Source organism: Aristophania vespae, assembly GCF_009906835.1.
Lineage (GTDB): Bacteria > Pseudomonadota > Alphaproteobacteria > Acetobacterales > Acetobacteraceae > Aristophania > Aristophania vespae.
Genome location: NZ_CP047652.1, coordinates 1,492,452 through 1,507,047, shown reverse-complemented (window position 1 = coordinate 1,507,047; position 14,596 = coordinate 1,492,452). Strand labels below are relative to the sequence as shown.

9 protein-coding genes and 1 tRNA gene are annotated in these 14,596 nt (G+C 42.9%); 1 reads left to right on the top strand and 9 read right to left on the bottom strand.

What is annotated here, in order from left to right:
• The first annotated feature begins 1,852 nt into the window (after positions 1 to 1,852).
• A complete protein-coding gene (locus GT348_RS06765; protein ID WP_160619048.1) occupies positions 1,853 to 2,929 on the top strand; it encodes a catalase family protein in 1,077 nt (358 codons plus the stop codon).
• Between the two features lie 1,184 nt (positions 2,930 to 4,113).
• On the opposite strand, the gene GT348_RS06760 is transcribed toward GT348_RS06765, so the two are convergent.
• The 9 genes from GT348_RS06760 to hisB form a co-directional block, all read right to left on the bottom strand.
• A complete protein-coding gene (locus GT348_RS06760) occupies positions 4,114 to 6,795 on the bottom strand; it encodes an autotransporter family protein (protein ID WP_160619047.1) in 2,682 nt (893 codons plus the stop codon).
• Positions 6,711 to 8,912, bottom strand: coding sequence for a hypothetical protein (locus tag GT348_RS06755; RefSeq protein ID WP_160619046.1), 2,202 nt, complete (start codon positions 8,910 to 8,912; stop codon positions 6,711 to 6,713). The genes GT348_RS06760 and GT348_RS06755 overlap by 85 nt, the downstream gene beginning before the upstream one ends.
• A 1,271-nt stretch (positions 8,913 to 10,183) precedes the next feature.
• Positions 10,184 to 10,259: transfer RNA gene (locus GT348_RS06750), tRNA-Glu, on the bottom strand.
• Between the two features lie 74 nt (positions 10,260 to 10,333).
• On the bottom strand, positions 10,334 to 10,723 hold the full coding sequence (locus GT348_RS06745) for an HIT domain-containing protein (protein WP_160619045.1): 390 nt from the start codon (positions 10,721 to 10,723) through the stop codon (positions 10,334 to 10,336).
• Between the two features lie 21 nt (positions 10,724 to 10,744).
• The gene (locus GT348_RS06740) at positions 10,745 to 11,074 is read right to left on the bottom strand and encodes a phosphoribosyl-ATP diphosphatase (protein WP_160619044.1); all 330 of its coding nucleotides are present in this window, start codon (positions 11,072 to 11,074) and stop codon (positions 10,745 to 10,747) included.
• Positions 11,075 to 11,103: 29 nt separating this feature from the next.
• Positions 11,104 to 11,865 (bottom strand): imidazole glycerol phosphate synthase subunit HisF, encoded by a 762-nt coding sequence (gene hisF / locus GT348_RS06735; RefSeq protein ID WP_160619043.1) that lies wholly within the window; start codon positions 11,863 to 11,865, stop codon positions 11,104 to 11,106.
• Entirely contained in the window at positions 11,859 to 13,211 is a 1,353-nt protein-coding gene (gene hisA / locus GT348_RS06730; protein WP_160619042.1) for a 1-(5-phosphoribosyl)-5-[(5-phosphoribosylamino)methylideneamino]imidazole-4-carboxamide isomerase, read from the bottom strand. Before hisA ends, hisF begins: the two co-directional genes overlap by 7 nt.
• Before the next feature lie 10 nt (positions 13,212 to 13,221).
• Complete coding sequence (gene hisH, locus GT348_RS06725; RefSeq protein WP_160619041.1) at positions 13,222 to 13,869, bottom strand: imidazole glycerol phosphate synthase subunit HisH; 648 nt, start codon at positions 13,867 to 13,869, stop codon at positions 13,222 to 13,224.
• Positions 13,870 to 13,895: 26 nt separating this feature from the next.
• Positions 13,896 to 14,510 carry an imidazoleglycerol-phosphate dehydratase HisB gene (gene hisB / locus GT348_RS06720; RefSeq protein WP_160619040.1) on the bottom strand — a complete coding sequence of 205 codons (615 nt, stop codon included), beginning with the start codon at positions 14,508 to 14,510 and terminating at the stop codon, positions 13,896 to 13,898.
• Between the last annotated feature and the right edge of the window lie 86 nt (positions 14,511 to 14,596).

Genomic DNA, 14,596 nt, shown 5'->3' with positions numbered 1-14,596 from the left:
GAAGGTAAGGTTGAAGGTTGAAGGTTGAAGGTTGAAGGTTGAAGGTTGAAGGTTGAAGGTTGAAGGTTGAAGAAAATATTACAGACAGTCGAAACCGAGCGTCTTTAGCGGTAAATGTGAGTGAAAACCATCGACGGCTTATGAAGTAAATAATCATTTTATCGTTCTTTAGAAACAGAGTAGAGGGAAATAACCCACTTATTACATTACAAAACTGCTACTTAGATATTTTGTTTTCTTTAATGGTAGTATCGTGCACAGCATCATTTGTAGCTAAAATGAGAACTAAAATATTAAACTAATTTTAGAGAAATTATTATATTGCTTCTGCGATGTGTAAGGTGATTTTTAGGTGAAACCATCTGAATAGAAAATCTCACGTGATAGCGTCTTTTCGGGTCGTTATCTTGCCGTATTGGCAGTGCAAAAATTCAGTACATCAAAAAGTTTATCATATGAAACGTTTTTGTAGATGTTCGGCGCAGTGCGTTGTAGGCCCCTATATAAGGGTGATTTTCAAAATAAATGAAACTGATTTTTAAAACCATGCTGCGTATGAGCTACTAAATGTCGCCTGATTGCCTCCGTGACAGATGCACTGTTTAAAAACCATAGCTGATGTCCCATACAAAATTCATTTTACGCTAGTTAAAAGCAGCTCAAACCTGCTGTTTTCAAAAATATGCAATCTGCCAAGGTCCCATTAGATGTCGAGTTTTTGTCATGTGAAGTACAAAGGTGCTGTCTGGAGAGGGTATTTTCATAGATCAAGGCGCTGAGCAGTTACCGCTCCCAGAACATTGAGGCTGTTAATTGTAAGTTTGACTCACATTATCGACAAATTATAAGTAAATTCTTGGCAGTCAGAATGATGAATGACTGTAAATTAGTGAGTGGTAAAGCCAGTAACAATTAATAATACATGGTTTAAGTCTGAGTGGGTGGAACTTAATGGTCACCTGGTTACGAGAAATGATTTCCGTATATAAGCTCCTAACGTGTAATATAAGAAAATGACCATTCATGCAGGGCTAAATGACATTTTTGTGATCATGAAGTACCGAAAAGAGCGAAGTTAAGGTTGCAACAAATGTGCGTCGTCATGATGTATAAAAGTCAAATATAAGAGAAAAATCCCTCATTAGATTATGCTCTTACATAAGTAAGATATATTTAAACTTGCTGTCGTTCTATTACCCTAAATAACGGATCTAACCAGCTTTATATGAAAGGTGCAGCCCTCAAAAATTGGGCCCAGGGGATTAGGCCGTCATGGGGAGTTTGAGTGGGAAGAAAGATATTTCCTATTTAAACGTTATTTTTATATTTCGTACAATATAATTTCATAAAATATAAATAATGGTTTTTGATTTTTACCAGTATGTAAGGTGCAGAGATAGGTGCTTCGTCCTACGCAACCCTGCGATTATATTAGCAGTTTTGTTTTCTGCTCTGGCACCCTCGCACCTGGTTTGTGCGCAATAGTTAGTTACGTTGGTTCTATGAAATCACGATGGTGAAAGTGATGTGACAATGAAGACTATTGGAGATCATTTAGCCTTTGAAACAGAAATTCTGTTTACATCGCTAAAGCGAATAAAAGCAGTGGACCAGGCCATAAAAGGCCGAAGTAAAGTCTAGATAATAAAAGACGGTTTATTGTCAGCCCAACTCAGCAAAGTCAGTTTTTAAAAGAGAGGTTAAGGTCTATTGCCGTGCGACGTCTCCATGACTCTGAACTAAGAGAGACAAAATAAGCCATTTTACGTGAAAGAGGACAAAGCTCTGCATATTACCTGCGTAATATGTTGCGATATCGTTTCATTTAATTTTATCTTTAGGAGGTTACACCATGAAAGACCCGGTTTTATACAGTGACGATCTTGAACACGTGGCCCCAAATGAGCAGAAAATTCATCAAGGTTTTGCAAAAGAATTTCATAAGATTATTACCACAACTCATCGTGATGAAGGGCGGGCTGGCAGAGGAGTTCATGCCAAAAGCCACGCTTTATTAGAAGGTACTATACACATACATGAGGGCCTGCCCGATATTTTAGCACAGGGATTATTTGCAAAACCGGGCGAACATTCGGTTGTCGTGCGTATTTCAACTATACCAGGCGACGTACTGGACGATGCTGTGTCCCTGCCACGTGGTTTTGCCCTGAAAATAAATGATGTTGAAGGCGAACTCCTTCCTGATAATGAGGGTGTTCCTGTGCAGGACTTTCTGTTTGTTAATGGGCCTATTTTTGCAGCCCCTGATTCACGTCATTTTTTAAATACTCTGCGTTTGCTTGCTCCAACAACAGACCGTTTGAATGGTTTTAAAAAGCTGCTTTCACGCCTTATGCGTTCTGTGCAAAAGCAATTAATTCGGTGGGGCCGGCCCAATGATATGGTCGCACTGCTGGGTGGTTATCCGCCAACTATTCCGGTGGGGGAGCGCTTCTTTAGCCAGGTTCCCGTACGGTTTGGTAAATATGTTGCTAAGTTCGATATTGTGCCAACATCTGAGAGCTTTAAAAGACAAGAAGGCAGGATGATAGATGTTGACAAAAACCCGACCGCCATTCGTGAAGCGTTGAACAATTTTTTCAGCAAGGAAGGCGGGGAATGGACTTTAAGAGCACAGCTCTGTCGTGATTTGACAGAAAACCCAATAGAAAATGCGGGGAAAATTTGGTCAGAAGAAAATAATCCTTTCCTGCCACTTGCAACTATTAGAATCCCACCTCAGGAGGCCTGGTCAGAGGAACGAGCAAAACGTCTGGAAGATAGCTTGTCCTTCTCTCCTTGGCACGGCCTGGCGGCTCACCGTCCTTTGGGAGACATTATGCGTGCACGGCGTGCTACCTATCCTTACTCGTCCCAGCTTCGGACACGTCTTAATGGATGTCCTCTCCATTTTAAGGCGTCTAAATAATTATAAAAACCAAGCTTCTACTATCCTGTTGGCTATAGAAATGGCCAACAGGATATATGGCGGTTCATCCCCGCACGCGCCGGAAACATGCTTCTTTCTAATCGGTTCATCCGCACGCGCGGGAAAGCACGACGTGCCAATGTTTTAAGAGCATGTCCATGAAGGCTCATCCCCGCAAGTGCGGGAGAACATAGCGACCAACATCAACGCAGCTGCTTTGATTGTGGTTTATTCCGCACGCGTGGGGAATACGGACGGCGAGAGTTGCATCGTCTAACCACAAATGCTCATCCTCGCTCACACGGGGAACACTCTTTTTGGAAATTATTGTTATATAAAGTGATTTTCTTGTCGAGAAATCTACCAAGTTTTTTGACTAAATTTTAGGCAATTTCTGGCGCTGCTTGGTAGCAAGATTTTGTTGATTTGTTTGTGAGTAATTCATCAAAGTGGAGCGTACAGGGTGTAACGAGGCCAATGAGAGTACGGGGGATATATCCAGTTTTAGATATATCTTTGAGGTTCATCCTCATATGCGCGAAAATATCATGTAGAGCAATTAGAGGTTAAGAAGGATTACGCTCTAGGCTCGTACGTGCGGGAAACACTAAAAGGCCTGGTCTCACTATAGGGATTTGAAACTTTATTGCCGAAGTAAGAGGATCATAATATTTGGCCATCAACCATTATATTATGGGCAATTATTTACAGCTAGGCACATCTTTATTAACTGCCAAAAAAAGTATTGAGCAACAGCGCAATAGTACATTTATATCGCTATATGTAATTTGTAGCCGTACTAAGAAAAAGAAACATGTGAGCAGATAATAAAGATTTTATAGTCTGCATTACTGTTTTCTTGCATCTTACAGTTTTTATTTCGATTGAGTTGCCAGATCAGAAATAACTTATAGATGTCATTTGGAAAGGGTATGGAAGTCAAATTTATTTGGTAATTAGGGCATTAAGTCACAATTTGATTGCTCAAAGAATATGCCTGACACAGCTTTGTAAAATGCATAATACTCACTGAATAAAAGGCTGGACGCACTGCTAAGGTTCCTTGTTTAATTATTTTTACAAAAGCAGGTTTGTATTTTCTTTTAGTTGAGGCTGGCTTCCGACAGGGGGCTGGAAACCCCCTGTCTATTTTGAACATTTTTTACGTGATTATGTGAATGAGGTTAGAATCTGTAATGGATGCTTCCTGAGCCGCCTGTGCTGCTCTGGCTGCTACCATATTGACCGATATAATCGACATTAACATCAAATTTGTCGGTCAAGCGCATGCCAAAGCCTGTATTGATTTGCGCAGTATCAACCGAAAGCCCCGTACCCCAGACTGTCACGTCATAGCCATTATTGGCATTGATAAAGCCTTCACGAATATGGGCGTTTGTCCGTCCGAAAGCACGGCGATAGGCGGTTTCTAGATGAGGCGAGACCATAACCTTACCCAGTGAGAAGCTGGAAGCTAGCTTAATGCCCATGGTTGAAAAGCCTATGGAGCTATTCTGTCCTTTTATTCTTAATGCGGCATCTTCACCATGTTCACGGTAGCTGTCCTGACCGTAATTGACGTAAGTCATGCGTGCAAAAGGTTCAACTTCCAGAGGGATGGTTGCGCCTTCATTAAAGGCCATGCGATACCCTGTTTCTGCAAAGATTTGCCCCGTGCCTGAACGATTTCTTGATGACAGATTTCCAGAATAATCACTGAAATTCACCTGGCGATGTGTATCAATCATGTTCCAGGAATAGCTTACGCCACCTTTAAAGGTGAGGGCTGCATCAGGTATCAATCCGCCAACACGCCATGCATTGCCAAGATAGGCCCCAACTGTGGCTGTGTTGGAATGGGCTGAGGAGCTTCGACCTGCCTTAGCATCAAACCAGTCACGACCATAAGAAAGCATACCACCTAAGCGCCAGTTTCCCTCAAGTTGCGTATCAGCACCCATGATCCAGCCAATGGAAGATTGCCCCAGAGAGGCAGAGCCATTACTGCCGGAATTGTGGCCTTTCTGTCCATAAATTGTGCCCCAAACCGTAACAGGATTATTGGGGTCAATGTTGCAATAGCCATGGCTTTGTTGTTTGCCATCAAGGGTGCGAGCCCGTAGCTGGTCGCCGGCGCAGTCTAGACGGTTGATAACGGCTTCTTGAATAAAGAAGCTGTCATTAACCATAGCGGTTTTGGCATCGGCATTCAGTTCACCAGAAAGAGCGTTATAGGCACCGCGTGCCTGTGCGCCGGCATCATTTCCTGCGGCCATATTATTTAGTGCAGTCATGAAGGGTGATGATAGTCCCTTATTGTCGGCATGTGTCAGAGCATTAGCGACAGCATATTCATTGGCCGTTTTTGCCCAGCTATTATAAGCAGCGTAACGTCGGTAATCCAAATTCCATAGACCATTCTGATCTTGCACAGCCTTACCTTTGACAAAGATTGTATCAAAGCTGGTCTTGTTAAATCCGCTACCTGTTGTTTTAAAGTCCAGGGCCTGTGTTGTGTAGTTTTTGTTGAGTGCAAGTCCTGTCAAATGCTGGACTGAAACGCCCAGAGTGGCATCATTGACGGCTGCTTTTCCTGTTACATGCAGAGCCTGAATAGTGGGGGCATTTTTGCCATTTCCTCCATCAAGCGTGACACCTAGCGTGGAACCTTTGTTCAGGGTGAGGTTATTTACTGTTCCTGTGCCAGAAATAGCGGCATTTGTCATAACATTGGTGTTGCCACCCAGCTTATTATTGACTGTCAATAATCCAGACTGAACATTGGTTTGTCCCTTAAAGCCGGAATCATCAACACTGGCATTAAGGGTCAGAATACCTTGACCGGTTTTGTTAAAAGTGCCTGTACCGGTAAAGCTATTGTCAAAGCTGCTTATATTGTCTTCGTGAATGCTGAGAGAGCCATTATCGTCAATAGCGACAGTGCCACTGCCAAGAGAATGGGCCCCAGAGGTTACATTGGCACCTGATATAATTTCTGTTCCACCGGAATAAAAGTTTGTTCCGACTAGAGTAGCGTTCTGTCCTGTAAATTTGACACGCCCGGAGCCGAACATGGCATCACCATAGTTAGTGTTATTACCGGCCAGAGTCATCGTAGAACCGTCATTTAGGTAGGCTGTGCCATAACCTTGCAGGTTATTAATGGTGACATTGGCATTTGACCCGATCGTAAAGAGATTATTGGTCTTTTTAAGCTCATCGAGAACATTATCTGTGTTGCCACTAAGTGTGTTGCTTATAGCCTGTAAAAGGCCCTTGGCAGCTGGATCGGTTGCATTTTTGAGCTGATCAGCAACAAAATCCTTACGGGTCTGACTGAATAGCCCGTCATTACGGTCTAGCCCGGCAATATGGTCCAGATGCTGGTCGCCTGTGGCTTGCAGAGTATCAATGCTGGCATTGTCATTAAGATCAAGCTGTCCAGATTGCTGAACCAAAGTGCCTGTGACTTTGGCGTTATCAGTCAGAACGGCATGGCCATTATTGACCATTGAGGAAACCTGACCATTGCTAGAAATCTGTGTTTTGCCACCACTATTGGAGATATAGCCTGTTTGGCCTGTGACACTCACATTACCATTATTAATGATGTCTCCTGCTTTTCCTTCTACATAGAGACTTCCCAGGGAGGTAATTTCTGTTTTGCTACTTTTGGAAATATCACCTGTTTTAGAAATAGTGAGCCCACCAAACTGAATGGCCGTCACGCCTGTATAGCTGTTTTTGCCATTGATTGTGACTGTGCCTGTACCTTTTTTCATCAGACCCACGGCATTCTTGCCGTTATCCACGATAGCGGAATTGATGACCCCGTTTTGCTCCTGATTGCTGTTAAGGCTGAGCATATTTTGTCCAGTATTACTGGCACTGACTGGTGCTGTGATCGTACCACCCGAGATGGTGTGATATTTTCCAGATGTGAAATCGAGTGAAGAGGTAATATCAGATTGACCGCCAGACGCCGTGATCCGGTAATCGCCGCCAGAAACAACATGAGTAGGGGGGCTGGGGGCGGTTTTGGTGTGTCAGTATTATGTGCTGGAGGCGTTGTGTCTCCACTTGGTGTAGTCGGGGTAGTTGGCGTGTTTATATCACTATTATTGGTGACCATGACATCAACAGATTTGGCAGCGCTGTCATAGACGTAAGAGCCAGTCTGTCCTGCAATTGTGGCTGCGAATATAGTGTTGGTCTGTCCTGAGAGAGTGCCTGTATAATCAAAGAGATGATAGAGCCCAACATCAACGGCACCATTCTGCCCTTTATTCTGCCCTACAATACCATTGATGGAAAGGTTACCGCCGAGTGTCAGATTGCCCCGTATATCCGCATAGGAGTTATAGGCATCTCCCTTATTGCTTTTTTCAGTAGAAGTCGTTCCCTCGTAGAAATTGGTCTGGCTGCCCTGTGCAAGGTTTAGATCGCCATAAACACGCAGGATGCCGGCATTGTAACTGTCACCGATATTGAGCACACCTCCCTGATTAATGGAGAGAGCACCCTGACGCGTGGTGCTAAAGAGGCGACCTGTATTATCTGTAGTAATCTGACCGGGCTGTGTGCCTGTGATGTTTAGAATACCGGCATCATTGATTTGAATATTTCCTGTGCCATTTTGCCCGCCAAGAACGATGAAGGAATTTTTCAGATTAAGCTGACCCCCATGATCGACCGTGATCAGGCCAGAGCCCGAACCTGTTTCGGGGTCCAAGAGATTAACCGGTCCGATCCATAAGGTGCCCTGATCGACATTAACGATACCGCCATCATGGGAAGTGTTCTGGACGATATTATGAGTGGTATCATAAGTGACGTCATCTCCAGTAATGTGCATTGTGCCGTCACTATTACCGTCGACGTAAAGATAGGAATCATTTCTGGAAGCATCATTGGTCCGATCGTCATAACCAAAACCGGCATTATTACCTAGATAGATACCTCCATGCAGGCCGCCACCAGAAATGTTAATCTGAGCGCCTTTTGTGACATATAATATCCCACTGGAATGGCCTGCATCTGTGGCGTAATCACCTTGAGCAGGGATAAGAATTTTTCCATCTTTTGCCTGCTCCCATTCTTTTCCACCGCCTTGCTGACCAACGACAAGCTGGGCTGTATTAACCAGCGTATTATTGTCACGAATAATGACAGTCGCCTTATTATGGTCTGAGGGAAATGCGGGCTTTGTTCCAAAGTCATAGGAGTTATCCTCCCCGTGGCCAATAAGGAGTTCAGCAACATTTATGCTGGAGCCATTACGGATGTAGCTATTATTGATTTGAGTGGTTTCAGACCAATCACCTAGCCCCGTAAAAGAGAGTACGGCTGTTTTTTCTATGGTCGCGTTATTCAGATCAACATATTTTCCATTAAAAGCGACCCAAGACAATTTTTCGAATCGGCCGAAATCTTCTTCGTCATAGGGAGCGTTGTAAGAAAAAAGTGTACTCGGATCATCGCTGAAAGAGCCATTTATAGTACCTGAGAAAATGCTCTGGTCACCATGAATGGTAGGAGTGTAGCTACGAGTAGCTGTAAAAATAATGGAGCCATTTCCATTGAGATTCTGGATGTTATAATAAAAATTATTCCCATCATCTTTGTTATTCCTTAGATCTAGGACACCGCTTTTGCCTAATGTTAGATTCAAACCTTCTCTTTCAGAGGGGAAGATAAATTTACTTGCGTTGGGAGAGAAAGTCCCACTTTGGATATTGAGAGATTTCAAATTATTAAAGGAAAGAGACGTGGATCCAACCTCAGGAGCAGGTATGTCAACATTACCTCCTCCATTGATTGTCAACTCAGTCACTTTATCAAGATTATCCTGAGCAAATTCTGGGTGTGTCTTATCAACTGTAAGTGTCTCGCCAGGCTGAACATTTAAGTCGAGGATTGTAGTGCCATTAGCAGCAGTATTGAATTTTATGTCCTGAGCATAGGCTGTTAAGGAAGTTCCCATAATCAGCGCTATGCTGCTGACAGATGTCCTAATATATTTAAGAAAATCCTTTTTATTGCGAAACCTCAAAACACTCATTTTTGTCTGTCCCATAATATAATTAGTGAGGACGTTGCCTAAATTTTGGACGAACGTCATTTATTAATAATTTGTTAAAATTCCTTTAGTTGTGGTTTAATTAATGTGCAATAGTACTATAATATTTAAACATTACGTTACGTTATGATATTTCTACAGTGTGTGATCTATGACACGATTAACAAAATTATATGTATTTTATGAAGTATGTATAAAATGAAAATATTCACAATATTACAATTTTACTTTAACATTTCTGTATGTAATTAATTTTTGAAATAGATATTACTAAGGATTGCAGGTTATAGAGCATTCTAAAAAACGTACTATTTTTAAGTAATTAATATGTAACGTAATATATTAATTTCAGTTAATGTTCACGTAACGGAAATCTATAAGAGATTATGTTTTTGAAAAAAGCTGATTGTGGCAGCGTATTCATTTGAATACCTGCTTTGTTTCAATTGTTCTTAGATAAGGGTGGGAGATAGGTTATAAATAAATAAAATAAAGTTTGTAAAGAACATTTGCAAAGAATAGAGAAAAATGGATTAAAAATTATAAGATATTTATATAAACTTTTACAAATATATGAAATATATTTATTAAATATGTGACGTTATGTATTGTTTTTATTTGTAATAATTTTATAGAACTGGTTTCTGGCTGTTGAAAATTTATGTAATATTTTCAAATATTAGACTGTGATTTATATATGATGAATAGTTACCCTATCTCTCCAATTAATATAATGGACGGTCATTTAAGAGAAAATTCTTTTTGCTGAGTCTTATCAAGACAAAGTTTTACCAAGTTGAAAGCCAGGTTTTATAGACACTTTAAGTCTGTTCTTTCATAATCTCTGGGTTCAGGCTTTATTCCCTGAAATCATTTTGTGCAGACAACTAATTTTGAAACGGGTTTGACTAGGCTTTAAAGGTTTGAAAACATAGTCTAGCCAGGTAGTGAGAGATAATAGATCTATGCATATTGAGATGCGTCTATCGCAAATATGACCTGTCTTATCTGGAAAGAACGAGTTCTACCTTGAGGTTATGAGCGACTGGTGTCCTGCGTCTGAAGTGCTTGCAGCAGGATTTTGGTAAATTTCGTTAAGGCGGTATCACAAGGGTTAGTGTTACATTTGCGATACTATGTCTAATAGGAATAACTCTAAAACCGCAATTTTCTGCTGGCGTCCCGTACGGGATTCGAACCCGTGTTGCCGCCGTGAGAGGGCGGTGTCCTAGGCCTCTAGACGAACGGGACTAGAGATGAACCTCGTCTAGAGGATAATGGCTTTGGGTGCAAGGAAATTCGTGCATTGCACCCTAAATTTTTACTTAAATATCCGAACCCGATAATAAAGGTCCCAAGGGGCCGCCTCCGAGAAGGTGTACATGAAAATGCGGGACAATTTGCCCGCTATCTTTACCTGTATTGGTTACGAGTCTAAAACCATTTTCAAGTAAGTTAAGTTCCTGCGCTACGCTATCCACGCTTTGCCAAAAATCAGCTATTTCTTCTTTTGAAGCGCGCATAGTGAAATCATGGAAATCTGTGTAATAGCCGCGTGGTATTACAAGAATATGCACTGGCGCTGCTGGTTGGATGTCGTGAAAGGCGTAAGTATCTTTGCTCTCATATACTGCTTTTGAAGGAATATCGCCTCTAAGAATTTTGGCAAAAATATTTTCAGGGTCGTAATGAGGGAGGTGTTTGTCCGCAGCCATTGTGCAAAATCCTATGAATTTTTATTGAGAGCGTGAGGCTTTTTCTTCAATACCGCTTGTTCCTTCTCGTCGGGCTAATTCGGCCCAGATATTTTCTGGCTCTATTCCCGCGTCAACCCACATTACAATGAGATGGTAAAGAACATCTGCACTCTCGCTTATTAGGGCTTCTTTATTACCGTCTATCGCTTCAATAACGCATTCTACGGCTTCTTCACCAAATTTTTGAGCAATTTTATGGCGTCCACGCGACATGAGACGGGCAGAATGGCTCAATTCAGGAGACGCATCTTTGCGTGAAATAACTGTGTCAAAGAGGCGTTGAAGAACGTGATCTTTATTTTTATCCATACAGATATCTCATATTTTAGAAGTTTAATTTAACGATTTAATCTGACAGGCAATTCTGCTTCATAAAGAGCGTTTTTTACCTGTTTGATCGTAAATTGCCCAAAATGAAAAATACTGGCAGCCAAAAGACCCGTAGCACCAGCTTTAGCGCCTTCGATAAAATGTTCCAATTCACCAACCCCACCTGAGGCAATGACAGGAACAGAAACTTTTTGACAGACAGTTTGAAGAAGCTTCAGGTCAAAGCCCTTTTTTGTACCGTCTCGATCCATACTGGTCAGTAAAATCTCTCCAGCCCCGCGTGAGGCCATTTCTTCGGCCCAGGCAATGGCATCCAAGCCGGTAGCTTCGCGGCCACCTTTGGCGTAAACTTCCCATCCACCATGCCCATCAGAACGTGCATCTATAGCCACAACTACACATTGGCTACCAAAGCGCTCAGCGGCTTCGTTAATGACATCTGGCCTTTTAATGGCAGCGGAGTTAATGCCGCATTTATCAGCTCCGCAAAGCAGAAGCTTTCTCATATCATCTGTTGTTCTAACACCACCCCCTACGGTAAGGGGAAGGCAGATTTCGGCAGCTGTCCGACTCACAACATCCAAAATTGTATCGCGATTTTCCGAACTAGCGGTAATGTCTAAAAAAGTAAGTTCATCTGCTCCGGCGGCGTCATAAAGTTTAGCCTGCTCTACGGGGTCTCCCGCATCGCGGAGGGAGACAAAATTGACGCCTTTTACAACGCGGCCATCACGCACATCAAGACACGGTATAACGCGTAGCTTTAACATGAGCCCTCCAGTAATTTTAGAGCTTCTGTTAAATCTATGCGTCCATCGTAAATTGCTTTGCCGATAATAACACCTGCAATCCCGGGCACTTCCCGAGCCGTGCGATATAGAGCTTTAAGGTGATCAAGTGAGCCAACCCCGCCACTTGCAATAACAGGGATAGAGACTTTGCGGGCCAAGGCTGCTGTTTGCTCAAGATCAAGCCCTTCCAACATGCCATCACGGGTAATTTCTGTAAAAATAATGGCTGCAACGCCGGCATCTTCCATACGTTTTGCCAGCTCAATCGCTGTTAGTTCAGAAGCTTCAGCCCAGCCCTCTGTTGCAACGCAGCCATGGCGGGCATCAATGCCTGCGACAATCTTTCCGGGCCATTGTTTGGAAGCCTGTTTTACCAGTTCTGGGTTTTTGACGGCAGCAGAACCCAAAATAACACGGGAAATGCCAGCTTCTAGCCAGCGTTCAATAGAGGCCATATCACGCAGCCCCCCACCAAGTTGAATGGGAAGGGAGGTGTGTTCTATGATTTTTTTTATAGCGTCACTATTGGCTGAATGCCCTGCAAATGCACCGTCTAGATCGACGACATGCAGATGTTTACAGCCTGCTTCAGAAAAGATTTTAGCCTGAGCGGCTGGATTGTCAGAATATTGTATAGCCTGGTCCATATTGCCTTGTTTTAAGCGGACACAGGCGCCATTTTTGAGGTCAATAGCGGGGTAAAGTGTTAATTTAGGGCGCATAATTGGTGCATCTATCGGACAGGAGAGGGAAGAAGAAACGTTTTGAGGGGCTTGCCAATAAGTGAGAGGCTCATCTTTAACCAAATATTTTGAAAAGAATAATCCACGTACGACTTTTTTGCCTGTGCGCGCATAATAAGGATGTGTGCCCCAATGTTCAAAGCCAAGTCTGATAAGGAGATCAATGGCAATTTTTTGGGTTTCTCTCAGCTCGCAATCAACAACCTTAATTTTAAGGGCGCGGGCTCTGTCAAGCATAGCGTTGAGAAGAGCTTGCCCATAGCCTTCATTACGGTCATAGGGGGCAATATAAAAGCCCTGGATCCGCGATTTTAAATTATGCAAATCTAAATGAGCGGGTGGCAGGGCCAAAATACCCGATCCACATATTGTTCCGTCAGGGGTGCGGGCTACAAAAAATTCTCGTTCTGGAACAAGCAACATTCCCTTAAAAAAGCGCTCCAATACAGGGCGTTCAGGCGGCTCTAGCCATCCAAACGTGCCACCATCTAAAATAGCGGCCATTGTTGCATCTATTAGGGTTTGTAAATCTTCTTCAGAAAGGGGCTTTGTAACGCGATGTATAAGTTTACTATAAGGCATATATGCCCCTTTATGCACGTGGTGCCCAGCTTAGGAAATTCCTTAAAATAGTAAGGCCAACTTCCTGGCTTTTTTCAACATGAAACTGTGTGCCGCATTGGCAGCCCCGTGCAACAATTGCTGGGACGGCACTCCCATAGTCTGCTGTGGCTATGATATCTTCAGATGCACCGTTCTTTAGGGCATAAGAATGGACAAAATAAGCATGATCTTTAGGGCTCAGTCCTTCAGTTAAAGGGTGAGCTCCTTTTGTAAAATTAAGCTCATTCCAGCCCATATGAGGAAGTCTTAGTCCTGCCTCCTCAGCTTCGCTCATTGGAGCGATATAGCCTTTGATCCAGCCGAGACCAGGTGTCTTGCCGTGCTCCAGACCGTATTCGGCCATAAGCTGCATACCAACGCAGATCCCTAAAAAAGCTGTGCCTTTTTCTACGGTTTGTTCCAAGATTTTACGAAGATTATCAATTTCTAAGCCGCGAGCGCAATCTGCAAAAGCGCCTTGCCCTGGAAGGATTAAGCGATCTGCAGAGAGAATATCGCTCTCTTGCCGAGAAATACGGATATCTGCATTTAAACCGAGTTGCGAGGCAGCACGTTTTGTTGCCTGCGCAGCGGAAGCTAAATTACCGCCATTATAATCTATGACAACAACACGCATTATTTGTCTCCAAGCAGATAGGCTTTTTACAACATCCCTTTTGTAGAAGGGATAGAACCGGCTGCGCGCGGGTCACGGGCAACTGCCATACGTAAAGCGCGTGCAAAGGCTTTAAAAGTGCTTTCGGCAATATGATGCGCGTTTTTACCAGCTTTTTTATTGAGATGCACCGTTATGCGTGCCGACATGATAAAAGCACGAAAAAACTCTTCAATCATTTCTGTCGCCATGGTGCCCACCATTTCGCGAGGGAAGGTGATGTCCCAGGTTAGAAAGGGACGGCCAGAAATATCTATTACGGCTTCACATAATGCTTCATCAAGGGGAACAAGCGCTTGTCCAAAACGTTCGATTCCTCTTTTATCGCCGATAGCTTTGTGGAAAGCTTCTCCTAGAGCAATGCCAATATCTTCAATTGTATGGTGATCATCTATATGAAGATCGCCCTTTACTTGAATTTGCATATCCAAACTGCCATGACGTGCTAACGCCTCAAGCATATGATCAAAAAAACCGATTCCAGTTTTAATGTCTGCTTTTCCTTGACCGTCAAGGTCTAGGGAGAGTGATATATCAGTCTCATTTGTGCGGCGTGTTATCGTCGCCATACGAGGATTTTTGTGGGGGGTGTGCGTTGTCATATCTTCCTGCTACACCAGAGTTTGTGGGTTTTCCAAGAGGAATAACGATAATTGCTTTTCTTGGGGACGTAATAATTTTAGATAAG